This window comes from Mycolicibacterium aubagnense, from assembly GCF_010730955.1.
In the GTDB taxonomy this organism is placed as follows: Bacteria; Actinomycetota; Actinomycetes; order Mycobacteriales; family Mycobacteriaceae; genus Mycobacterium; species Mycobacterium aubagnense.
In genome coordinates this window covers 5,746,170-5,768,820 of the sequence record NZ_AP022577.1, presented here as the reverse complement: position 1 = coordinate 5,768,820, position 22,651 = coordinate 5,746,170, and the positions used below count along the sequence as shown (strand labels likewise).

Sequence of the window (22,651 nt, the reverse complement as noted above, 5' to 3'; positions counted from 1 at the left end):
AGCGATCCTCGATTCTTCGCGCAAGCGCTCATCACAGCTCCTCGCTTCTTCGCGCAAGCGCTCATCACAGCCGCCTCGAATTGATTCGGTCCTGCATCTTCTGCGCGTGCTCCCGCATCTCCTGGGTGATCTGGAAGTGGCCACCGAAGTCGTTGAGGTAGCCGGGCTGGTACTGGGGGTCCGGCAAGATTTGGCGCATCCATCGATAAGGCTTGCGGCGCCGCCACTCTCGCGGGTAGCCGACGGAGACTTCTTCGAAGCGCACGCCGTCGTACCAGGTGGTGCGCGGGATGTGCAGGTGGCCGTACACCGAGCAGATGGCGTTGTAGCGGGTGTGCCAGTCTTTCGTCGCGGTGGTGCCGCACCACAACGAGAACTCCGGGTAGAACATGGCGTCGCAGGGTTCTCGGACCAGCGGGAAGTGGTTGACCAAGACCGTCGACTCCATCCAGTCCAGGTCGTCGAGTTTTTTGCGCGTGATGTTCAGCCGGTCCCGGCACCACGCATCCCGCGTCGCGTACGGCTCACTCGAGAGCAGGAACTCGTCGGTGCCGACCACATTGCGCTCCTTGGCCAGCGCCAGGCCCTCGGCCTTGGTCGCCGTGCCCGCGGGCAGGAAGCTGTAGTCGTACAGCAGGAACATCGGCACGATCGTGGCCGCGCCGCCCGGGCCGGTCCACACCGGAAACGGATGCTCCGGGGTCACGATGCCCATCTGGTCGCACATGTCGACCAGATAGTCGTAGCGAGCCTTCCCGAAAATCTGCATCGGGTCCTTGTTGGTGGTCCACAGTTCGTGGTTGCCCGGCACCCAGATGACCTTGGCGAAGCGCTTGCGCAGCAGGTCCAGGGACCACCGGATGTCGTCGGTGCGCTCGGCGACGTCGCCGGCGACGATCAGCCAGTCGTCAGGCGAGGCCGGGTGCAGCGACTCGGTGACCGGCTTGTTTCCGGTGTGCCCAATGTGCAGGTCACTGATTGCCCATAGGGTCGGCTGGCTCGACACAACAATCCAGGGTACTTGGGCGCCTAGCCGCTCTGTCCTGCTATCCGTCCCGCGCAGCGGGAGAAACTAGAACAGGTTCTCCCATCCTGTCCGGTGTGACGCAGGCGACTTGTAGACTCCCCGCAGTATTGCTCGAGTTAAGGGGTGTCATGGCAGCGATGGCCAGGAAACTGCGTCTGTTTTCGGCGCTGTGTGCGCTCGTGACAGCAGGCGTGGTGGTCGCACAGACCAACCCCGTGACACCGACCGGCGGCAACGCCGTGGACCTGCGCTCCACCTCTGCCCCGCTGAGCAGCACCATCAAGTCACCGATCATCGCCACCACAAACCCCAGCCCGTTCGATCCGTGCGATCAGATCCCGCTCGATGCCATCAACGGGATGGGCCTGGGCTTCACCCCGCCCGACCATGAAGACGGCCTGCGCTGCCACTACGACGCCGGCAACTACCAGATGGCTGTCGAACCCATCGTCTGGCGCACCTACGAGCAGACGCTGCCCGCCGACGCCGTCGAGCTCACCATCGGCGGACACCGCGCCGCCCAGTACTGGATCATGAAGCCGACCGACTGGAATGACCGCTGGTGGGTGACCTGCATGATCACCTTCAAAACCAGCTACGGCCTGCTCAACCAGTCGCTCTTCTACTCGCCGATCGAGTCGCCGGACCGGCCGGACTGCCTGCAGACCAACCTGCAGCGCGCCAACCAGCTCGTGCCGTTCTACAAGTTCTGATTTCCGGCCGCGTCAGCGGCCACGGCGCCGAACGGTACGGATCGGTACCCTCCGAAGGGTGAGCTCCCGAATCGCCCGTCATGGCTCCCGGTTGCTGAGCCGCATCCTCGACGTCCCGCCGCCAACGACGGACTACACCGTCAGCCGCGTCACCACCCCGATGCGTGACGGCGTCGAACTGGTTGGCAGCCACTACGCCCCCTCCGGCCCCGCCAAGGGCACCCTGTTGGTGCGGTGCCCCTACGGTCGCGGCTTCCCGTTCGGCCCGGTGTTCGGCGCGACGTATGCGCGCCGCGGCTACCACGTGTTGGTGCAGAGCGTGCGCGGCACGTTCGGCTCCGGTGGCGAGTTCGAGCCGATGGTCAACGAGATCGCCGACGCCGTGGACACCGCCGCCTGGCTGCGCGACCAGCCGTGGTTCACCGGATCCTTCGCGACCATGGGGCTGTCGTATCTGGGCTTCACCCAGTGGGCACTACTCACCGATCCCCCGCCCGAGCTGAAGGCCGCGATCATCAGCGTCGCCCCTCACGACTTCGCTGAATCAACCTGGGGCACAGGCGCATTCACGCTCGACAACTTCCTGGGCTGGAGCGACATGATGGCGCACCAGGAAGACCCGCGGTGGACCGTCGCCACCCGCCGGCTTCGGGCACCGCGTCTGGTCGCCCGCACCCACACGCAGGCGCCGGCCGGGGCCGCCGCGCGTCGGCTCCTCGGCTCCGGAGCCACCTGGTACGAATCGTGGCTGAGCCACCCCGATGGCACCGACCCGTTCTGGGAGAACATGGCCCTGGCCGACACACTCGACAAGATCGACGTGCCGGTGCTGCTGATCGGCGGCTGGCAGGACCTGTTCCTGGAGCAGACCCTGACCCAGTTCCAGCGCCTCCAGGCGCGCGGCGTACCCACCGCGGTCACCATCGGATCGTGGACGCACACACAGGTGATGACCCGCGGCGGCGCCAGGGTGCTGCGCGAGTCGCTGGCCTGGCTCGACACCCATCTCGCCGAGAGCGCCCCGGCGCCCGAGCGGCCCGCGGTACGAGTCGAGGTCAACGGGCAGGGCTGGCTGACCATGCCCGACTGGCCGCCGGCCGCCACCGAACTCGAGCTGTACCTACAGCCGGCGCACCGGCTCGGCGCCACTGCGCCCGAAGACACGGTGCCGCCATCGCGATTCACCTTCGATCCGGCGGCGCCGACGCCCACGCTGGGTGGGCGGTTGCTGTCATCGGCAGCGGGCTACAAAGACGACTCCCCGCTGGCCCGACGGCCCGACGTCGTCGACTTCACCGGTGAGCCGCTGACCGACGACCTCTATCTGATCGGTACCCCGGTGATCGAGCTGGCGCTGTCGTGCGACAACCCGAACCGGGACATCTTCGTCCGGCTCAGCGAGGTCGACGCGAAGGGCAACTCCCGCAACGTCAGCGACGGATTTCGCAGGCTCACAACGCCTTCGGGCGAACCCGAGATCCTGCGGCTCGAGCTCGACGCCGTCGCACATCGGATCCCGGCCGGATCCCGGCTGCGCGTGCTCGTCGCGGGCGGCTGCCACCCCCGGTACGACCGCAACCTCGGCACCGGCGAACCGGTCGTCTCCGGAGAACGCATGGTGCCGGCGACGCACACGGTGCATCACGGTGCGGGCGGGATATCCCGGCTGCTGCTGCCGGCGGTGACGCCGTCAGCCGACTGAGTCGCGGACCCGCTGAGCAATGACGGCCAGCGCCGCGTCGTCATACGCCGGCGGGCCCCACTCGGGAGTGACCGGCAGGTTCACCCAGCTGCGGCAGCCCGCGTAGTCCGGGATGCGCGGTAGCCGCACCGGGGACACGAGCGGTTTCGCCTGCACCACGAGCACCGTCAGCCGGTGTTTGGGCCGGAAATCCAGCCGATCCTTCTGCACCGAATCGGCGGTCCAGATGTGCAGATCGGCGATGGCATTCAGTCGCTCCGGACGCTCGACCGCCACGGCGGCAACCACTTTCGCGCCGCCGCGCAGCACGACCTCGGTGTCGGTGCTGTCTCCCGCAGTCCGGTCCAGCAGATCGGTGAACTCGGGCCGGACGCGTGCCGCGTGGCTGTGCTCGACCGTCGGGAAGAACACGAACTCCGGTGCCGATATCGCAAACCGCTTCTCACCGATACCCCCCTTGCGCAGCAGCACCGTCTGCCGGCCGTCGAGCAGCGCCCGCACCGCCGCGCCCCACTCCTTGAGCGCGGGCGAATTCACTTGGCGGCCAGCCTCGCCTGCACTTCGGGCCGGCGCAGCGGCGGCACCGTCTTCGGCGGTTGTCGCCGGGCTGGCAGCTGGTTCAGCAGTCTCTCGGTAACGGCCGTGACCTCGGCGACGGCGGCCTCGAAGGCGTCGACGTTGGCGGCGGTGGGACGGGTGATCCCGCTGACCTTGCGGATGTACTGACGCGCGGCAGCCTCGATCTCCTCAGCGGTGGCAGCCGGCTCCAGGCCACGCAGTTCGGTGATGTTGCGGCACATGGCCTCCACGATAGGCCCGTCCGGACCGCAAGTTACGGTGTCGGTGGGTGACCGCAAAGCAAGGAGCCAACGTGACCGACGTTCTACTGATCGACACCACCGACCGGGTACGCACCCTGACGCTGAACCGGCCGAAGTCCCGGAACGCGCTGTCGTACGAACTTCGCGATGCGTTCTACGGTGCGCTGCGCCAGGCCGAGGCCGACCCAGATGTCGACGTGGTGATCCTGACCGGCGCCGATCCGGTGTTCTGCGCCGGCCTGGACCTCAAGGAACTCGGAGAAGGCGCTGCTCTGCCGGACATCTCACCGAAGTGGCCGAACATGACCAAGCCGGTGATCGGAGCGATCAACGGCGCGGCCGTCACCGGTGGTCTGGAGCTGGCGCTGTACTGCGACATCCTGATCGCCTCCGAGAACGCGAAGTTCGCCGACACCCACGCGCGGGTCGGACTGCTGCCGACCTGGGGCCTGAGTGTGCGACTGCCGCAGAAAGCCGGTGTCGGACTGGCCCGCCGCATGAGCCTGACCGGCGACTACCTGTCGGCGGCCGAAGCCCTGCGGGCCGGGCTGGTCACCGAGGTCGTGCCGCATGACGAGCTGCTGCCGACCGCGCGCCGCGTCGCGGCCTCGATCGTCGGCAACAACCAGAACGCCGTTCGCGCGCTGCTGGATTCGTATCACAAGATCGACGGTTCACAGACCGACGCCGGCCTGTGGATCGAAGCGGCGTCAGCCCGGAAATGGATGGACGCCTCCAGCGGCAACGATATCGCCGCCAACCGCGACGCCGTCATGCAGCGCGGCCGCAGCCAGGTCTAGTACCTGTCCCTCCCCCCTTCCCCGGCGAGCGTGCATGTTTGTACACCGACACGCCGCCAACGGGGTACCAGAACGTCCCGCTCACCAGCGATGAGCGGAACGTTCTTGTGCGGAACCCACGGCGTTTCGTGCGCAAACACTCGCGGGCGACCTGGTCAAGTCCAGCGGCCGGACAGTGCCCGCCAGCCGACGAATATCAGCCGCAGCACCAGGAACGTGCTCAGCCCGGACCAGATGCCGGCGAGGCCCCAGCCAAAAGCCAGCGACAGCCAGATGAGGGGCAGGAAGCCGACGAGCCCGCTGATCAGCGTGGCATTGCGCATGAACTTCGCGTCGCCGGCGCCCAGCAGCACGCCGTCGAGCGCGAAAACGATTCCGGCGATGGGCAATTGGGCCACCATGAACCACCACGGGATACCGATCTGAGCCCGTACCGCGTGGTCGGCGGTGAACACTGCCGGCAGCGCACCGGCACCCAGGGCGAACACTGCGGCCAGCACCGTTGCCGCGGCAGCCGAGTACACCGTCACCCGTCGCGCCACCGCCTTCGCGTGCCCCGGCTCCCCAGCCCCGAGAGCCGCACCGACCAGCGACTGCGCTGCGATGGCCAACGAATCCAACACCAGCGCAAGGAAATTCCACAGCTGCAGGACCACCTGATGGGCAGCGACGGCGGCCGCGCCGAACCGCGCTGCGACCGCACCGGCAGACAGGAAGCACACCTGGAACGCCAGGGACCGCAGCACCAGATCGCGGCCCATGGTCAGTTGCGCGCGCAGCACGTCGGGCCGCAGCCGCAGCGAAACCCGCTCGGACAGCAACGCATACCCGAACAACGCCGCGGCGATCCACTGCCCCACCAGGTTGGCCAACGCCGAACCCGTCAGCCCGAGCCGCGGCAACCCGAGCCACCCGAAGACCAGCAGTGGGCACAGAATCGCCGAAACACCAACGCCGACAATCACATAACGCAGCGGACGGACCGTGTCCTGGACGCCGCGCAGCCAGCCGTTGCCGGCCATCGACATCAGGATCGCCGGGACGGCCAGGATCGCGATGCGCAGCCAGGGCAGCGCCGTCTCGGCGATGCCGCCACGAGACCCGGCGATGGCGGTGAGCAGAACCGGCGCCAGCGCCTGTACAACCGCGACGATCAGCAAACCGAGGGCCAACGCCAGCCAGGTGGCCTGCACGCCCTCACGCACGGCACCGGCCCGGTCACCGGCACCGAAGCTCCGGGCCGAGCGCGACGTCGTGCCGTACGACAGGAATGTCAGCTGCGACCCGACCAGACTCAGGATCAGGCCGCCGACCGCCAGACCGGCCAACGGCAGTGCGCCGAGGCGGCCCACCACCGCGGTGTCCAGCAAGAGGTAAATCGGCTCGGCCGCGAGCACCCCGAGTGCCGGGAAGGCCAGCGCCGCGATCCGACGACTCGTGACCTCGGTGGTCATGACGCGCACCGTCGCCGACGACGAGCGTCACCGAAATGCACACCAAACACGGCGAGTCGGCGGACAGACACGCACGCTCGCGGGAAAAGGAGGGGCACTAACTCAGCGCGGCGATGAGGGCCGCGACGACGTCCTCGGTGCTTCCGGTGGGTGAGTAGCCCGCCGCGAACCGGTGGCCGCCGCCGCCGAACGAACTGGCCAGTACCGACACGTCGACCTCGGTCTTGGCGCGCAGCGACACCGACCACTGCCCCGGCTCGATCTCTTTGAGCACCGCCGCGACCTCGGCTTCCGACGTGGTCCGCACGATGTCGACGATGCTCTCAACCTCTTCGGCCCGCGCGGCCGCGTATTCCTGATACGGCACAACGGCATACACCAGTCCCTTGCCGCCGGCGGCGTCGGGTACGAGGCACGCCGTCGACAGCACCCGGGACAGCATGGGCAGCCACGAGAACGGATGGGTGTCGAACAGCGCACGGCTGACCGCACCATTGTCCACGCCGATGTCGAGAAGTCGCGCCGCCAGCCGGTAGGCGCGGGCGCTGGCCCACCGGAACGAACCCGTGTCGGTGGTCAGCCCGGCGTACAGGCAGTGCGCCACCGGCAGCTCGATCGGCTTACCCCAGGCGTCGAGCAGCTCGGCCACCAGCATGGTGGTCGAATCCGCGGACGGGTCAACGTAATTGGCGCTACCGAAGAGGCGGTTGGAGGCGTGGTGATCGATCACCAGCACCTGCCGCCCCGGCTCGGCCAGCTTGGCCAGCGACCCTAGGCGGTTCACACTCGGAATGTCGACGGTGACCACCAGGTCGGCATCGGGGCGCATCTGGTCCGGCGGCACCAGCAGATGCCCGCCGGGCAGGGTCTGCAGCGAGTCCGGCACGGTCGCGGGCGCAGCGAAGCCGACCTGCACATCCTTGCCGGATTCGCTGAGCACCAGTGCGAGCGCCAGGCCCGCCCCGATGGTGTCGGCGTCTGGGTACACGTGGGCAACCACGCTGACGCTGTCGACCGCACCGAGCAGATCAGCCGCAGCGCGCGCGTCAACCCGCGCGCCCTGCTGGCGGATCTCAGTAGTCGGTTCGATCGCTGTCACCCTCATCCTTGGGGCCCTCGAATGCGTCCTCACTGACACGGTACGGATCAGCGTCACCGGCGTGCGTGGCACCCTCGCGGATCCGGGCCACATCCTCGTCAGCGGCACGGGCCCGGGCCAACAGCTCCTCCATCTTCAGAGCCGCGTCGGGCACGGTGTCGCGCTCGAAAGTCAGCGTCGGGGTGAACCGGACCCCGGTTCCCGCACCGACTCTCGTGCGCAACGCACCCTTGGCCTTCTCCAGGGCAGCCGCGACGCCGGCGTAGTCCGGCTCCTCGTCGAGGCTGGTCCCGATGACCGTGTAGTACAGCGTCGCGTCGTGCAGATCACCGGTCATCTTGGCATCGGTGATCGTCACGCCGTCGAGCCGCGGATCCTTGATCTCATACTCGATCGCCGAGGCGACGATGGTCGAGATGCGTTTGGCCAATCTTTTTGCTCTGGCCGGATCAGCCACGCTGCCCTCTGTTCTTCGCGCAAGCGTTCATCACTAGGTACGAGCCTTCTCGACGAGTTCGTACGTCTCGATGACGTCGCCTTCCTTGATGTCGTTGTACGTCAGCGTCAGACCGCATTCGTAGCCTTCGCGCACCTCGGTGGCATCGTCCTTCTCGCGCTTGAGCGAAGACACCGTGAGGTTCTCGGCGATGACGATGTTGTCGCGCAGCAGGCGGGCCTTGGCGTTACGCCGCATGATGCCCGACTGCACGAGGCAACCGGCGATGTTGCCGATCTTCGACGACCGGAAGATGGCGCGGATCTCGGCGCGGCCGAGCTCCTTCTCCTCGTAGACCGGCTTGAGCATGCCCTTGAGCGCGCTCTCGATCTCGTCGATGGCCTGGTAGATCACCGAGTAGTACCGGATCTCGACGCCCTCGCGGTTCGCCAGCTCCGTCGCCTTGCCCTCGGCACGGACGTTGAAGCCGATGATGATCGCGTCCGAGGCCGACGCCAGGTTGACGTTGGTCTCGGTGACGCCACCGACACCGCGGTCGATGACGCGCAGTTCCACTTCGTCGTCGATCTGGATACCCATCAAGGCCTCCTCGAGCGCCTCGACGGTGCCCGAGTTGTCGCCCTTGAGGATCAGGTTCAGCTGGCTGGTTTCCTTCAGCGCCGAATCCAGGTCTTCCAGGCTGATCCGCTTGCGCGAACGTGCGGCCAGCGCGTTGCGCTTGCGCGCGCTGCGCCGGTCGGCGATCTGGCGGGCGATGCGGTCCTCGTCGACAACCAGCAGGTTGTCGCCGGCGCCGGGCACCGAGGTGAAACCGATCACCTGGACCGGACGCGATGGCAGCGCCTCGTGGACGTCCTCGCCGTGCTCGTCGACCATGCGGCGGACGCGGCCGTAGGCATCGCCGGCGACGATCGAGTCGCCAACCCGCAGCGTGCCGCGCTGGATCAGCACGGTGGCGACCGGGCCGCGACCGCGGTCCAGGTGCGCCTCGATGGCCACACCCTGGGCCTCCATGTCGGGGTTGGCCCGCAGGTCCAGCGACGCGTCCGCGGTCAGCAGGACCGCTTCGAGCAGACCGTCGATGTTGGTGCCCTGCTTGGCCGAGATGTCCACGAACATGGTGTCGCCGCCGTACTCCTCGGCCACCAGGTTGTATTCGGTCAGCTGCGCCCGGATCTTCTGCGGATCCGCGCCTTCCTTGTCGATCTTGTTGACCGCAACCACGATCGGCACGTCAGCGGCCTGTGCGTGGTTGATGGCCTCCACCGTCTGCGGCATGACGCCGTCGTCGGCGGCGACCACCAGGATCGCGATGTCGGTGGCCTTGGCACCACGGGCACGCATGGCGGTGAACGCCTCGTGGCCCGGGGTGTCGATGAACGTCACCAGACGCTCGTTGCCGTCCAGCTCGGTCAGCACCTGGTAGGCACCGATGTGCTGGGTGATGCCGCCGGCTTCGCCCTCGCGAACGTTCGCCTTACGGATGGTGTCCAGCAGTCGGGTCTTACCGTGGTCGACGTGGCCCATGACGGTGACCACCGGCGGCCGGCTGGCCAGGTCGTCCTCGTCGCCGGCGTCCTCGCCGTAGGTGAGGTCGAACGACTCGAGCAGCTCGCGGTCCTCGTCCTCCGGGGACACGACCTGCACGACGTAGTTCATCTCGCCGCCCAGCAGCTCGAGGGTCTCGTCACCCACCGACTGGGTAGCGGTGACCATCTCGCCCAGGTTGAACAGCGCCTGCACCAGCGAGGCCGGGTTGGCGTTGATCTTCTCGGCGAAGTCGCTCAGCGACGCGCCGCGAGCGAGGCGGATGACCTCGCCATTGCCGTGCGGCAACCGCACGCCACCGACGATCGGCGCCTGCATGTTTTCGTATTCGGCGCGTTTCGCGCGCTTCGACTTACGGCCACGACGAGGCGCGCCACCGGGACGCCCGAAGGCACCCGCGGCACCGCCGCGCTGACCGGGACGACCGCCGCCGCCACCACCGGGGCCACCGCCAGCGGGAGCGCCACCGCCACCGGGACGACCCCGGAAGCCGCCACCGGCACCTGCGCCGGCTCCTGCGCCACCACCGGCGCCACCACCGCGGTAGTTACCGCCGCCACCGGCACCGCCGGGACGAGGGCCACCTGCGCCGCCGCCAGGACGGGGACCGCCACCAGGACGCGGACCACCCGGACGACCGACGGCACCCGGACGGGCACCCGGCGGACGCGGGGGCATGTTGCCCGGCGTGACACCCGGACGCGGGCCACCGCCCGGACGGGGACCACCAGCGCCGGGACCCGGACGCGGACCACCGGGACCGGGAGCCGGACGCGGGGCCGGGCGCTCGACCGGCTGCTGGGAAGAGAACGGATTGTTACCGACGCGCGGTGCCCGCGGAGCCGGCTTGGGTGCGCCAGGTCGTGGACCCGGAGTCGCACCCGGCGTGGCCGGACGCGGCTGGGCCGGAGCCGCCGGGGCAGCCGATGCTGCCGGTGCCGGAGCGGCGGAAGCAGCCGGAGCTGCGGGCGCGCTCGGAACCTGGGGCCGCGGGGTGCCGGGCTTGGGACCGCCGGCGGCGGGAGCTGCCGGCGCGGGTGCTGCGGGTGCCGAAGCTGCGGCCGGCGCTGCCGGTGCAGGTGCGGCCGGCGCCGCGACGGCGGCCGGCTTGGGTGCGCCGGGCTTCGGAGCACCGGACGGCTTGGCGGCCGCGGGTGCGGCCGGTGTCTCGGACCTGGCGGGCTTGCCGCCGCCGAACGCCTCACGCAATCTGCGTGCGACGGGCGCCTCCACAGTGGAGGACGCAGATTTCACGAATTCGCCCTGTTCGCTCAGTCGGGCGAGGACTTCCTTGCTGGTCACACCGAGTTCTTTAGCCAACTCGTGTACGCGTGCCTTACCTGCTGCCACTTCTCTCCTCATCGTGAGGCGTCAGCGGTAGTAGGCCGCGCCTCGGTTTAGCTATGACGCATGGTCATCGGGACTTCACGGTGTGCTCATGTTCTTCGCTACCTGTTCTGTTGCTGTGGCAGTCGAGTCCGTCAAGGAACTGAAGAACTCTTCCACCGCAGAGGTGTCCGGCGAACCGGTGATACGCAACGCTCGGGCGAATGCTCGCCGCCGAACTGCCGCATTGAGGCACTGCTGAACCGGGTGCAACCACGCACCCCGACCCGGCAGGTTACCCGCTGAATCGACCGAGACGGCGCATTTACCGTCCCCGTCGCGTACAGCTGCCACTCGAAGCAAGTCGACGGCCAGCTCTCGTTTCCGGCAGCCGATGCAGGTACGCACCGGAGCAGTCGGAGTCTCGCGCTGGATCACAGTGCAGTCTACCGTCTCGGGGCCCGTGAACTTCAATCGCGGTCGCGGCCCCGACACGCCGCCGGTAACTGCGGGTTTTCGCCTCAGCGGTCGCGGCCGGCACCACCGCCCGGCGACCGCCCGCCGGCGTCCGCCTCGCGGCCCCCGGCCGAGGCACCCTGGCCGTCGGCGTCGCTGCGGATGTCGATGCGCCAACCGGTGAGCCGGGCGGCCAGGCGGGCGTTCTGGCCCTCCTTGCCGATGGCCAGCGACAGCTGGAAATCAGGCACCACGACCCGCGCCGCGCGTTGCGCCTCGTCGATCACCGTCACCGACACGACCTTGGCCGGCGACAGGGCGTTGGCCACGAACTTCGCCGGGTCCTCGTCGTAGTCGATGATGTCGATCTTCTCGCCCGAGAGCTCGCTCATCACGTTGCGCACGCGCTGACCCATCGGTCCGATGCAGGCGCCCTTGGCGTTCAGTCCCGGGACACGCGACGCGACCGCGATCTTGGACCGGTGCCCGGCCTCGCGCGCGACGGCGACGATCTCGACCGACTCGTCGGCGATCTCGGGGACCTCCAGCGAGAAGAGCTTGCGCACCAGGTTCGGGTGGGTCCGTGACAGCGTGATGACGGGTTCGCGGGCGCCGCGGGTCACCCCGACCACGTAGCAGCGAACACGGTCGCCGTGCACGTAGGTCTCCCCCGGCACCTGCTCGGCGGCCGGGATCACGCCCTCGGAGCCTTTGGCTTCCGTACCGACCCGCACCACGACGAGGCCGCGGGCATTGGCCCGGGCGTCGCGCTGGATCACACCGGCAACGATGTCGCCTTCACGGGCCGAGAACTCGCCGTAGTTCTTCTCGTTCTCGGCATCGCGCAGCCGCTGCAGGATCACCTGACGCGCGGTGGTCGCCGCGATGCGGCCGAATCCCTCGGGGGTGTCGTCCCACTCGTGGATGACGGTCCCGTCGGTGTCGGTCTGGCGCGCGATCACCCGCACGATGCCCGACTTGCGGTCGATGTCGATGTACGCGTCGGGCTCGTGCCCTTCGGTGTGGCGGTACGCCGTCAGCAGCGCCGTCTTGATGGTGTCGACGACGACGTCGACGGTGATCCCCTTGTCTGCCTCGATGGCATGCAGTGCCGCCATGTCGATGTTCATGCGTCGGCCCCCTCTCCGGTCATACCCGCCAGCTCCAGTTCCCGGCGATTGGGTGGTGAAAATTCAACTTGTACAACAGCTTTCGCAATGTCCGCGAGCGCGACGGTGGTCACCGACAACACTCCGCGATTGGCGACGATCAGTTGGATCGCACTGCCGTCGTGCTCGCCCAGCCGGCCCGTCATCGACGTGCCGTCGGCCAGGGTCAGCTCGATCTTTCGACCGCGGGCGCGGCGGTAGTGCCGCTCCGCGGTGAGCGGACGCTCCACACCGGGCGAGGTGACCTCCAGCACATACGGCTCGGAATCGGCAGTCACCTGATCCAGCAGCTCGGATGCCACGCGCGACAAATCGGCGACCGCATCCAGGTCCAGACCCGAGTCACCGTCCGCCACCACGACGATCCGCGGGGGGCGCGCAGCGGCGTCCACCCGCACCTCTTCGATGTCGTATCCGGCGTCCGCAAAAGCACTGCTGAGCAGCTCAAGCACCTGGCCTGTGGTCGGTAACCAACTGGGTGTCAGCGGTCGTTCCGGCGTGTCCCGGGCCACGGCGAGCTCCTCATCTTGAGTTGTGCGGACAGGGCACCCAGAAGGGTGAACCCGGTACCAACGATACGCCAGCAGTGGATGACCGAATGGCAATCGCGACCGCGGCGGCGGAGAACACCCCGCCGGACGGTGCCCGGTAGCCGGAGTCGGCAATGGCAGGATGTGGCTGTGCCGCACACCGAAACCACCGTCAGCCGACGGCGTGTCCTGTTGGGCACGGCGGCGCTGGCGTTGTTCGGCGGCACAGTATCGGCCTGTGGGTCCACACCTCAGCGCGATCCCGCTCTCGACATCCTGACCGGGGAACTCGACCGGGCCCGCCGCGACAGTCAACTGGCCGCCGCCGCGGCAACCGCCGTACCGCCCCAGCTGGCGGCGGCGCTGACTGCCGTCGCGGCGCTGCGGGACGCGCATGCCCGGGCTCTCGCCGACGAACTCACCCGTATGGGCAGCCCGCCGGCGGCCACGCCGTCGTCGACCACAGCGACGTCGGCAACCGCGCCGTCGTCAGCCACACCGGGAGCCACGCCGGCACCCGCGCCTCCGACAGCCCCGGAAGTCGTTGCGGCGCTGGAACAGTCAGGTGACAGCGCGGGCCGCAGCGCAGCCGGTCAATCCGGTTACCGCGCCGGGCTACTGGCCTCCATCTCTGCCGCCTGCACCGCGGCCCACACTGTGACGCTCGCCGGCCAGGCCACGCCATGACGAGTCCCCAGCCCACGCCGACGCGGCCGGGTAGCGCTTCCGACGCCGCGGTATATGACGCGATCGCCGCCGAGCACGGCACCATCTACGGCTACGGCCTGGTGTCGGCGCACACCACGCCGGACGTTAACGACCTGGTTGCCGAGGCGATGGCCAAACATCGAGCCAACCGTGAGGCCGGGATCGCGGCGCTGGCGGCACGATCGGTGCCGGCTCCGCTGCCGGCCGCGGGCTATCAGCTCCCCGTCGACGCGAACAACCCCGGCGACGCCGCCAAACTGGCCCTGCAGATGGAAGAGGAGACCGCTGTCGCCTGGCGAGCGGTGGCCGAGCAGGCCACCACCACCGAGGACCGGACGGTGGCGGTCAGAGCCCTCACCGACTGTGCGGTGCTCGCCGCCCGCTGGCGTGCGGTGCTCGGCGCGACGCCGGTCGTCGCGCCGTTCCCCGGTGGCAACGAGTAGCCCATCGGCATCAACGCCGCGGATTGCTGCCACCTGGTGACCGCAATCCGCGGCGTAACCGGTGCTACCCGGTGAGAGCCGCCGTGATCGCGGCCGCGGCGCCGTCGACCGGCACCTCGGTCTTCTCACCGGTGAACCGGTTCCGCAGCTCGACGGTGCCGTCGGCCCAGCCGCGGCCGACCACCACGATCCACGGCACGCCCAGCAGCTCGGCGTCCTTGAACTTCACACCCGGCGAGGACGTGCGGTCGTCGAGCAGCACGTCGACGCCGAGCCGGTCGAGCTCGCCGGCCAGCTCCGTCGCGCCGGTACGGGCTTCGGCGTCCTTGTTCGCGATCACCAGGTGCACATCGAATGGCGACACCGAGGACGGCCAGCGCAGACCCAGCTCGTCGTGGTGCTGCTCGGCGATCACCGCGACCATGCGCGAGACGCCGATGCCGTAGGAGCCCATGGTCAGGCGGACCGGCTTGCCGTTCTCGCCGAGCACGTCAGCGCTGAAGGCATCGGTATACTTGCGGCCCAGCTGGAAGACGTGCCCGATCTCGATGCCACGGGCCGACATCAGCGGCCCGGCACCGTCTGGCGACGGGTCGCCGTCGCGGACGTCGGCGGCCTCGATGGTGCCGTCGGGCGTGAAGTCACGGCCGGCCACCAGGCCGACAACGTGCTTGCCCTTCTCGTCGGCGCCGGTGATCCAGGACGTACCGTCGACCACCCGGGGGTCCACCAGGTAGCGAACATCATTGGCCAGCAATGCCTTTGGGCCGATGTAACCCTTGACCAGGAAGGGGTACTTGGCGAAGTCGGCCTCGTCGATCAGCGCGTATTCGGCGGGCTCGAGGGCGGCCCCGAGGCGCTTGTCGTCGATCTCGCGGTCACCAGGCACGCCGATACCCAGCAGTTCCCACTCACCGCCCGGCTGGCGCACCTTCAGCAGCACGTTCTTCAACGTGTCGGCGGCGGTGATCTCCCGGCCCAGACCAGCCGTGTTGGCCCAGTCCACCAGGGTTGCGATGGTGGGAGCGTCAGGTGTGTCGTAGACGACGGCCTCGGGCTGGCCTTCGATCGGCAAGGAATCGGGCACCGCGGTGATGACGGCTTCGACGTTGGCCGCGTAGCCGGACTGCAGGCAGCGGACGAAGGTGTCCTCGCCGACTTCGCTCTCGGCCAGGAACTCCTCGGAAGCACTGCCGCCCATGGCGCCCGACACCGCGGACACGATGACGTACTTGACCGCCAGCCGGTCGAAGATGCGCTGGTACGCCTCGCGGTGCGCGTGGTAGGCGTCCTTGAGACCGCTGTCGTCGATGTCGAACGAGTACGAGTCCTTCATGATGAACTCGCGGCCGCGCAGGATGCCGGCGCGGGGGCGCGCCTCATCGCGGTACTTGGTCTGGATTTGGTAGAGCCGCAGCGGGAAGTCCTTGTACGACGAGTACTCCCCCTTGACCGTCAGCGTGAACATCTCCTCGTGGGTGGGCCCCAGCAGGTAGTCGTTCTTGCGGCGGTCCTGCAGCCGGAACAGGTTGTCGCCGTACTCGGTCCAGCGGTCGGTGGCCTCGTAGGGGGCGCGCGGCAGCAGTGCCGGGAACAGAATCTCCTGGGCGCCGATGGCATTCATCTCACTGCGGACGACGTCCTCGATCTTGCGCAGCACCTTCAGGCCCAACGGCAGCCAGCTGTACAGACCGGGCGCGATCGGGCGGACGTAGCCGGCCCGGATCAGCAGCTTGTGGCTCGGCACTTCGGCGTCGGCGGGGTCGTCACGCAGGGTGCGCAGGAACAGCTGGGACATGCGGGTGATCACGGGGGGCCAGCTTAATCGCGGCCCTGCCAGGTGCAGACACACACCTCGTTGCCTTCGGCGTCGGCCAGCACCCAGAAAGCAGGTGCCGCCCGATCACTGACCATGACGCCGCCCGCCGCCAGCGCCGCCGCTATCCGTGCGGAAGCCACGTCGTGCGGCACATCGACATCGAGGTGAATGCGATTGCGCTGCGGCCGTGACGCATCCATCTGCTGGAACCAGACGGCCGGGCGCACGTCGATGGTCAAGTGGCCCTGCGACTCTGAGCCGGTCTCCTCGACAACCGCGGCAGCCAGCGCCACCGCACCTGCCAAGCCGGACGTCAGCACCTCGGCGCACACCGCACCGAGCACCAGGCGCCAACCCAGTGGGCTCACCGCATCGGAAATCTCCTGGCGCAGCATCATGATTCGCTCCCCGCGCTCACGTCGCACTCCTACCAGTCACGACCACCCTCAGAGCAGCGCCTGGTTCACCACCCGCTCGTAGGCACTCTTGTCCGCCGCCGTCACCGACGGGCCGAACTGCAGCACGATATTCATGGCCTCGAAGGTGCTCGGCGTGGCACCGGAGTAGCCCGCGGCGGCGCCGGTCGTGGAGAACACCAACACGGTCACCGCGTCAGTCTCGATGGCCTCGATGCACCTGATGTCAGGGCATTTCTGCTTGGCGACATCCCGCGGGTTGGCCACGGCCAGGCCCGCCGCGCCCATGTCCCGCACCAACGCCGAAGCGGTGACGGTGTTGAGCATCGGGGCCCCCGTCAACGTGCCGGCCTGTGGGCCGGGAGCGGGTGGGCGCTGGCAGCCGGTGACCACCGTGGTGGCCAGCACAGTCGCGATGAGCATCGTCCGAGCGCCGGTTGCCGTCATACGCCATGTGTAGCAGCGGAACCTGGGGCGCCGACCACCGGGCGATGGTGACGACCGGTCAGAGCGTCGGCGCGGTGCGCGGGCCGGCCGCACTCGCCGGGCCCGGGTTGCCGGGCCCCGCCGGCTTGCTCGGCGCGGTCGCCGCCCCCGGCGCACCCAGCTTGCCCGCGATCCACGGCAGCGAGTCGGCGAATGATTCGTTGGCGAAACCCCAGTCATGCAGTCCGAGCAACGCGCGAACCTCGGCATTGATCCCGTGCTGTTGGGCAATCTCACAGAGGGTGCCGGCGGCGATGTCCTGACCTTCCGGGTTCGCGCGTGCGTCGCGCGGGACGCCGGGTCCGGGGGCATTGCACGCGGCGGCGGTGCCGGGGATCTCGAACAGGCCGGAGACGTCGCGGTAGCGGCCGTACTGCCGCATCACGGTGCTCGGGTCGAACTCGGCCCATTTGGCTGCGTCACCGCCGTACAACCGGGCAATGGTCTGGTCCTTGCTGCCGATGTTCGGGCTCAGATCACCGGCAATGTCGACGAACGCGCTGAACAGATTGGGATGGCGCGCGGTGAGCTGCACCGCGCAGGTGCCGCCCATGGACCAGCCGACGATGCCCCAGTTCTGGGGATTGGGGCTGACACCGAAGTTCGAGATCAGGTAGGGCACCACCTCTTTGGTGAGGTGGAGCGACGAGTTTCCGTGGCTGCCGTTGACGCATTCGGTGTCGTTGTTGAACGAGCCCGTGGCGTCGACGAACACCAATACCGGGGCATTGCCGTCGTGTTCGGCGGCGTACTTGTCGACGGTGGCTTTCGCGTTGCCGGCCCAGATCCAGTCCGCCGGGGTGTTCAACTGCGAGCCGATCATCATGATCGTCGGCAACTGCGGTGGTGGATTGGTGGCGAACCAGGCCGGCGGCAGGTAGACGAGTTCCGCTCGGTGGGCGAAGTTCGATTCACGGGAGCTCGTCGTCACCGGCACGACCACGCCTCGCGGCGGCCGAATACCTTTGAGCTGCATGGCCGTCACCGACCAGCGGTCGACTTCGTCGGGCACCTTCCCGACGGTGAACTTGTTCCACGCGACGTATGCGGTCGGGAAGTAGCCGACCCACAGGTTCATCATCAGCAGCGCGCACAACGCACAGAGCGGCACCGCCAGTACGGCCAGTCCCCGGCGTCGCCAGCGCGACCCCTGCCAGCCGAGGATCAGCACGGCGACAGCGAAGCCTCCGAGGGCCGTCCAGATCCACAGACGTACCGGAGCCGGGTCACCGGCGACGCCGAGCGACGTGATGTACCAGTACAGGGCGCCGGCACACGCGACGCCGACAGCCAGAGCCACGGGCAGGCGTCTGACGCTCCAGTGCCGCGACCGGCGTCCGATCGCGCAGCCCAGGACCACGGCGGTCACCAGCTGAATCAGAAACGGCAGCCACCCATGCATCAACGACGCATGGGTGACGAACGAAGGCACGCCGATCCTCCGGGAAACTGGCCGAACTGGAGCGCTAGAGCTCTCCGGCGTCCAGCGCTTCCTTGGTCTCCTGTGCCGTGGCAACCTCGTCGGCGCTGTAGCCGATGAACAGTGCCACCGCACCGACGATCACAGCCACCGCGGCGACCCACAGCAGGCCGTAGGTGTAACCCTGGTCCAGGGCGTGCAGCTGCACGGGGTTCATGTGCTTCACCGGACCGGTCGTCCCGCCCAGGTACAGCGTGCGCGAGGTGATGACAGCCTGGATGATGGCCAGCACCACGGGGCCGCCGAGATTCTGCAGCATCAGAGCGATGGCCGACAGCGGACCGATGTCGTTCAGCGCGACCCCAGCGATGGCCGAGACGGTCAGCGGCACGACGATCAGGCCGATCCCCAAACCACCGACGGTGATCGGGATGACCAGGTTCGGGAAGTACGGGATACCGCCGTTGAGGGTCGAGCCGTAGATCATGGCGGCGAGCACCAGGATGCCGCCTGCGATCACCAGCACTCGCGGCGAGAAGATCGCGACCAGCTGCGACGACAGACCCAGCCCGACGCCCAGGGCGATGACGAACGGGATGAAGCCGATACCGGCCTTCAGCGCGCTGTAGCCCATGATGTCCTGCACGTACAGGCCGATCAGCACGGTCAGCGTGAACATCACGCCACCGGCGAGGAAGACCGCCGCGAAGGTGGCAACCCGGTTGCGGTCCCGGAACAGAACGAACGGGACCACCGGGTTGACGGCGGTGCGCTCGACGTACAGGAAGGCCAGGAAGAACACGGCCGCCGCGGCGCCGGAGCCCAGCGTCAGCGGGGATATCCAGCCCTTCTCCGGGCCCATCGAGAAGCCGAACACCGCCGCGGTGCAGGCCAGGGTCGCCAGGATGGCGCCCGCCGCGTCGAGCTTCATGCGCTCGCGGTGGGTCTCGGTCAGGGTGGTGCGGGCCAGGTAGATCATGACGAGGCCGATCGGCACGTTCACCAGGAACGCGTAGCGCCACGAGAAGACGGTCAGCGCGCCGCCGACGACGAGGCCCATCACCGAGCCGACGCCGGTCATGGCCGCGAAGATCGCGGTCGCCGCGTTACGGGCCGGGCCCTTCGGGAAGGTGGTGGCGACGAGCGCCAGGCCCGTCGGCGAGGCGATGGCCGAACCGACGCCCTGCAGCAGTCGGGCGATGACCAGGGTGGTCTCGTCCCACGCGACACCGCAGAGGATGGAAGCGATGGTGAAGAGGGCGACACCGACGATGAAGGTGCGCTTGCGGCCGATGGTGTCACCGAGGCGACCGCCGAGGAGCATCAGACCACCGAAAGTCAGCACATAAGCGGTGATCACCCAGCTGCGGCCGGCGTCGGACAGGCCCAGCTCGTCCTGGATCTTAGGAAGGGCGACGATGGCGACAGTGCTGTCCATCGTGGCCAGCAGCTGCATGCCACCGATGGCAACGACTGCGGAAAGGAAGCGGGGGGACGGAAGCCAAGCTGGATACCAGCTCTTTCGTTCGTCGTCGGTCTGTCCCACGTGCATGGAGAGCGGTTCGCGGCGGCTGTGTGCCATGGCGGTGCGCTCAGCGTCGTTGAGAGCCGTCATGGAAAGCTACCTTACAGTAATCTTAAGATTTCTTTAACCCTGCGAACGCCGCGACGTCCCCGATCACGATGATCGCGGGCGGTCGGATGCCCTCCGAACGGATGTCTTCCGGCGCGTCGGCAAGTGTGGTCTGCAGGGTCTGCTGTGCCGCGGTGGTCCCGTGCTGAACCACCAGGACCGGTGTTTCTGCAGGTCGGCCACCTTGTAGCAGCACCTTGGCGAACAGTTCGATCCGCTCGACCGCCATCAGCAGCACGATGGTGCCGCGCATCGCGGCCAGCGCGTCCCAATTCACTAACGATTCCGGGTGCCCGGGCGCGACATGGCCGCTGACCACCACGAATTCGTGCGTCACGGCCCGGTGGGTCACCGGAACGCCGGCCAGGGCAGGAACCGCTATGGCACTGGTCACACCGGGTACCACGGTGACCGGAATGCCGGCCTCGGCGCACGCCAGCACCTCTTCATACCCGCGCGCGAAGACAAACGGATCGCCGCCTTTGAGCCGGACGACGAACTTGCCTTCCTTGGCCCGGTCGATCAGCACGGCGTTGATCGCGTCCTGGGCCATTGCCCGGCCATATGGAATCTTGGCGGCGTCGATCACCTCGACGTGCGGGCCGAGCTCAGCCAGCAGCTCTTGCGGGGCCAGCCGGTCGGCCACCACCACGTCGGCGTGCGCCAGCAGCCGGCGGCCGCGGACCGTGATCAGCTCCGGGTCCCCCGGCCCACCGCCGACCAGTGCCACCCCGCTGTAGTTGTCGGGTTCGGCGGCGTCGCCGATGGCGCCGCGCTGCAGCGCCTCGCGAATGGCGGTGCGCAGCGCCGCAGAGCGTCGATGCTCGCCGCCGGCCAGCACGCCGACCGTCAGGCCGTCGTACTCGAAGGATGCGGGGGTCACCGCCGAGCCCTCGAGGCCGGCGTCGGCGCGCACGCAGAAGATGTGGCGACGGTCGGCCTCATCGGCCACCGCGGCGTTGACGGCCTCGTCGTCGGTCGCGGCGAGCACGTACCAGGCGCCGTCGAGGTCGTCGTTCTGAAATTCCCGCGACGTGAGGGTGATGCCGGTGCCGTCGGGGTTGTCGACCAGCGCCTCGACCACCGGGGTGGCGGCGGGCGCCACGACGTGGACATCGGCACCACTGGCGATCAGCAGCGGCAGCCGCCGCTGGGCGACGCTGCCGGCACCCACGACCACGACCTTCTTACCGAACAGATGCAGCCCCACGAGGTAGGCGTGCTCGGGTTTCATTTTGCTCCTCGCGTGCGCAGTGTCACCGGGCGAGTTTAGTTGCCGCCGATACGAACCGACGCACCGCGTGCGGGTGCGCGGCCGGATGGGTGTGCAGGTAGCCGGCATGCACGCCGCCGCGGACCGCGCCGTCGTGCACGGTGACGCGCCCGGCGCCCCGGAAAACCCAGGCCGGCGCCTGTTCGTCGGCGAATTCGACTGTGGTGCGGTGAAATTCGTGGCCGGTGACGCGCTCCCCCGCCGCGTGCATGCTGGAGTCCACCGTCGCGACGGCATCCCGGTAGCCCAGGGTGAGCCGCTCGGTGAAGCGCGCCGAGCCGGGCAGTACCCCGCACATGGGGTGCCCATCGAGGTCGTCGACCAGGTAGGTGAGCCCGGCGCACTCGGCGTGTACCGGCGCGCCCGCGGCGGCCAGCGCGGCAATCTGTTGCCGGACAACGGCATTTGCCGACAGCTCGGCGGTGAACTGCTCCGGGAAACCGCCGGGAATGACAAGCGCCCGGGTGCCGTCCGGCAGCGGATCGGTGAGCGGGTCGAAGGCCGCGACCTGGGCGCCGGCCATCCGCAGCAGCTCGGCGTGCTCGGCGTAGCCGAAGCTGAAGGCCTTGCCCGCGGCCAGCGCAACGGTGACGTTCGCCACCGGCTCGAGTTCGGGAGCCCACTGCGGTGCCGGTGCCCCGATCCCCGCGCAGCGCGCGACGGCTTCGACGTCGACGTGGCGGGCGACGAGTTCGGTCATGACGTCGACGGCCTCGTGCGCCCGGCGGCCGTGCTCGACGGCGGTGACCAGCCCGAGGTGCCGGGACGGAATCTCCAGCCCGCTGTCCCGTGGGATCGCACCGAGCACCGGGACGCCCACCTGCTCACAGGCCTGCCGCAGCACCTGTTCATGCCGCGGGGACCCCACCTTGTTGAGGATCACCCCGGCGATCCGCATCGCTCGATCGAACGTCGAAAAGCCATGCAGCAGAGCGGCAATGCTCTGGCTCTGCCCACGCGCGTCAACGACCAGCACCACCGGCGCACCGAGTAGCCCGGCAACATGTGCGGTCGATCCCGGCGCCGGGGACATCGGCTGCTCGGTGATCCGGCCGTCGAACAGGCCCATGACGCCCTCGATGACGGCGATGTCGGCACCTGCGCTGCCGTGCCGGTAGAGCGGCCCGATCAGGTCGTCACCGACGAGGACCGGGTCGAGGTTGCGGCCGGGGCGGCCCGTGGCGAGGGCGTGGTAACCGGGGTCGATGAAGTCCGGGCCGACCTTGCCGGCACTCACTCGGTGTCCGGCGCGGCGCAGGGCACCCATCAAGCCAGTGGCCACCGTGGTCTTGCCGCTGCCGGATGCCGGCGCCGCGATCACGACCGCCGGGACAACATCAGCGGTCACACC

At 68.6% G+C, this 22,651-nt stretch carries 22 protein-coding genes; 5 read left to right on the top strand and 17 right to left on the bottom strand.

The features are described 5' to 3' along the window. Positions 1-64: 64 nt before the first annotated feature. A complete protein-coding gene (locus G6N59_RS27545) occupies positions 65-1,006 on the bottom strand; it encodes an ACP phosphodiesterase PptH (RefSeq protein ID WP_179970246.1) in 942 nt (313 codons plus the stop codon). Positions 1,007-1,164: 158 nt separating this feature from the next. Here G6N59_RS27545 and G6N59_RS27540 point away from each other — a divergent pair, with 158 nt between their 5' ends. Both G6N59_RS27540 and G6N59_RS27535 read left to right on the top strand, forming a co-directional pair. Beyond that, positions 1,165-1,740 carry a DUF3558 domain-containing protein gene (locus G6N59_RS27540; protein WP_138230092.1) on the top strand — a complete coding sequence of 192 codons (576 nt, stop codon included), beginning with the start codon at positions 1,165-1,167 and terminating at the stop codon, positions 1,738-1,740. A 58-nt stretch (positions 1,741-1,798) separates the two neighbouring features. After that, positions 1,799-3,442: a CocE/NonD family hydrolase gene (locus tag G6N59_RS27535; RefSeq protein WP_234884184.1), complete on the top strand. Its 1,644-nt coding sequence runs from the start codon at positions 1,799-1,801 to the stop codon at positions 3,440-3,442. On the opposite strand, the gene G6N59_RS27530 is transcribed toward G6N59_RS27535, so the two are convergent. Next, entirely contained in the window at positions 3,431-3,979 is a 549-nt protein-coding gene (locus tag G6N59_RS27530; RefSeq protein ID WP_138230091.1) for a DUF1802 family protein, read from the bottom strand. The two genes, G6N59_RS27535 and G6N59_RS27530, sit on opposite strands and share 12 nt — an antisense overlap. Further along, the gene (locus tag G6N59_RS27525; protein ID WP_029105342.1) at positions 3,976-4,242 is read right to left on the bottom strand and encodes a DUF2277 domain-containing protein; all 267 of its coding nucleotides are present in this window, start codon (positions 4,240-4,242) and stop codon (positions 3,976-3,978) included. The genes G6N59_RS27530 and G6N59_RS27525 overlap by 4 nt, the downstream gene beginning before the upstream one ends. Before the next feature lie 71 nt (positions 4,243-4,313). On the opposite strand from G6N59_RS27525, the gene G6N59_RS27520 reads away from it, so the two are divergent. Beyond that, entirely contained in the window at positions 4,314-5,063 is a 750-nt protein-coding gene (locus G6N59_RS27520) for an enoyl-CoA hydratase (RefSeq protein ID WP_138230090.1), read from the top strand. A gap of 155 nt (positions 5,064-5,218) precedes the next feature. On the opposite strand, the gene G6N59_RS27515 is transcribed toward G6N59_RS27520, so the two are convergent. From G6N59_RS27515 to rimP, 7 genes are all read right to left on the bottom strand, one after another. Beyond that, positions 5,219-6,517, bottom strand: a complete 1,299-nt coding sequence (locus G6N59_RS27515) for an MATE family efflux transporter (RefSeq protein WP_138230089.1) — start codon at positions 6,515-6,517, stop codon at positions 5,219-5,221. Between the two features lie 97 nt (positions 6,518-6,614). Continuing rightward, complete coding sequence (locus G6N59_RS27510; protein ID WP_275938278.1) at positions 6,615-7,622, bottom strand: DHH family phosphoesterase; 1,008 nt, start codon at positions 7,620-7,622, stop codon at positions 6,615-6,617. Continuing rightward, positions 7,591-8,073: a 30S ribosome-binding factor RbfA gene (gene rbfA / locus G6N59_RS27505; protein ID WP_138230087.1), complete on the bottom strand. Its 483-nt coding sequence runs from the start codon at positions 8,071-8,073 to the stop codon at positions 7,591-7,593. Before rbfA ends, G6N59_RS27510 begins: the two co-directional genes overlap by 32 nt. A 33-nt stretch (positions 8,074-8,106) precedes the next feature. Continuing rightward, positions 8,107-10,971: a translation initiation factor IF-2 gene (gene infB / locus G6N59_RS27500; RefSeq protein ID WP_235678701.1), complete on the bottom strand. Its 2,865-nt coding sequence runs from the start codon at positions 10,969-10,971 to the stop codon at positions 8,107-8,109. A gap of 75 nt (positions 10,972-11,046) precedes the next feature. Beyond that, on the bottom strand, positions 11,047-11,385 hold the full coding sequence (locus tag G6N59_RS27495) for a YlxR family protein (RefSeq protein ID WP_179970245.1): 339 nt from the start codon (positions 11,383-11,385) through the stop codon (positions 11,047-11,049). A gap of 83 nt (positions 11,386-11,468) precedes the next feature. Then, complete coding sequence (nusA, locus tag G6N59_RS27490) at positions 11,469-12,533, bottom strand: transcription termination factor NusA (protein WP_163911804.1); 1,065 nt, start codon at positions 12,531-12,533, stop codon at positions 11,469-11,471. Further along, positions 12,530-13,084 carry a ribosome maturation factor RimP gene (rimP, locus tag G6N59_RS27485; protein WP_234884178.1) on the bottom strand — a complete coding sequence of 185 codons (555 nt, stop codon included), beginning with the start codon at positions 13,082-13,084 and terminating at the stop codon, positions 12,530-12,532. Before rimP ends, nusA begins: the two co-directional genes overlap by 4 nt. A gap of 168 nt (positions 13,085-13,252) precedes the next feature. Between rimP and G6N59_RS27480 the strand changes: the two genes are divergently transcribed. Both G6N59_RS27480 and G6N59_RS27475 read left to right on the top strand, forming a co-directional pair. Continuing rightward, a complete protein-coding gene (locus G6N59_RS27480; RefSeq protein WP_138230056.1) occupies positions 13,253-13,789 on the top strand; it encodes a hypothetical protein in 537 nt (178 codons plus the stop codon). Continuing rightward, positions 13,786-14,253: a ferritin-like domain-containing protein gene (locus G6N59_RS27475; RefSeq protein WP_138230055.1), complete on the top strand. Its 468-nt coding sequence runs from the start codon at positions 13,786-13,788 to the stop codon at positions 14,251-14,253. The genes G6N59_RS27480 and G6N59_RS27475 overlap by 4 nt, the downstream gene beginning before the upstream one ends. Before the next feature lie 64 nt (positions 14,254-14,317). On the opposite strand, the gene G6N59_RS27470 is transcribed toward G6N59_RS27475, so the two are convergent. The 7 genes from G6N59_RS27470 to G6N59_RS27440 form a co-directional block, all read right to left on the bottom strand. Beyond that, complete coding sequence (locus G6N59_RS27470) at positions 14,318-16,063, bottom strand: proline--tRNA ligase (protein ID WP_138230054.1); 1,746 nt, start codon at positions 16,061-16,063, stop codon at positions 14,318-14,320. 11 nt (positions 16,064-16,074) lie between these two features. After that, on the bottom strand, positions 16,075-16,470 hold the full coding sequence (locus tag G6N59_RS27465) for a VOC family protein (RefSeq protein ID WP_138230053.1): 396 nt from the start codon (positions 16,468-16,470) through the stop codon (positions 16,075-16,077). A 48-nt stretch (positions 16,471-16,518) separates the two neighbouring features. Beyond that, on the bottom strand, positions 16,519-16,935 hold the full coding sequence (locus tag G6N59_RS27460) for a hypothetical protein (protein WP_138230052.1): 417 nt from the start codon (positions 16,933-16,935) through the stop codon (positions 16,519-16,521). Positions 16,936-16,993: 58 nt separating this feature from the next. Further along, positions 16,994-18,406, bottom strand: coding sequence for an alpha/beta hydrolase (locus tag G6N59_RS27455; protein WP_138230051.1), 1,413 nt, complete (start codon positions 18,404-18,406; stop codon positions 16,994-16,996). A gap of 34 nt (positions 18,407-18,440) precedes the next feature. Continuing rightward, positions 18,441-19,946: an MFS transporter gene (locus G6N59_RS27450; protein WP_407665915.1), complete on the bottom strand. Its 1,506-nt coding sequence runs from the start codon at positions 19,944-19,946 to the stop codon at positions 18,441-18,443. 85 nt (positions 19,947-20,031) lie between these two features. Beyond that, positions 20,032-21,261, bottom strand: a complete 1,230-nt coding sequence (cobA, locus tag G6N59_RS27445; protein ID WP_138230049.1) for a uroporphyrinogen-III C-methyltransferase — start codon at positions 21,259-21,261, stop codon at positions 20,032-20,034. Between the two features lie 22 nt (positions 21,262-21,283). Next, on the bottom strand, positions 21,284-22,648 hold the full coding sequence (locus G6N59_RS27440; RefSeq protein ID WP_138230048.1) for a cobyrinic acid a,c-diamide synthase CobB: 1,365 nt from the start codon (positions 22,646-22,648) through the stop codon (positions 21,284-21,286). Positions 22,649-22,651 lie beyond the last annotated feature (3 nt).

Bases quoted from the DNA above. Each gene is read 5' to 3' on its own strand.
- G6N59_RS27540 (WP_138230092.1), top strand. From the start codon at position 1,165: ATGGCCAGGAAACTGCGTCTGTTTTCGGCGCTGTGTGCGCTCGTGACA.
- G6N59_RS27525 (WP_029105342.1), bottom strand. From the start codon at position 4,242: ATGTGCCGCAACATCACCGAACTGCGTGGCCTGGAGCCGGCTGCCACC.
- G6N59_RS27515 (WP_138230089.1), bottom strand. From the start codon at position 6,517: ATGACCACCGAGGTCACGAGTCGTCGGATCGCGGCGCTGGCCTTCCCG.
- G6N59_RS27510 (WP_275938278.1), bottom strand. From the start codon at position 7,622: ATGAGGGTGACAGCGATCGAACCGACTACTGAGATCCGCCAGCAGGGC.
- nusA (WP_163911804.1), bottom strand. From the start codon at position 12,533: ATGAACATCGACATGGCGGCACTGCATGCCATCGAGGCAGACAAGGGG.
- G6N59_RS27475 (WP_138230055.1), top strand. From the start codon at position 13,786: ATGACGAGTCCCCAGCCCACGCCGACGCGGCCGGGTAGCGCTTCCGAC.
- G6N59_RS27465 (WP_138230053.1), bottom strand. From the start codon at position 16,470: ATGATGCTGCGCCAGGAGATTTCCGATGCGGTGAGCCCACTGGGTTGG.
- G6N59_RS27460 (WP_138230052.1), bottom strand. From the start codon at position 16,935: ATGACGGCAACCGGCGCTCGGACGATGCTCATCGCGACTGTGCTGGCC.
- G6N59_RS27450 (WP_407665915.1), bottom strand. From the start codon at position 19,946: ATGCACGTGGGACAGACCGACGACGAACGAAAGAGCTGGTATCCAGCT.
- cobA (WP_138230049.1), bottom strand. From the start codon at position 21,261: ATGAAACCCGAGCACGCCTACCTCGTGGGGCTGCATCTGTTCGGTAAG.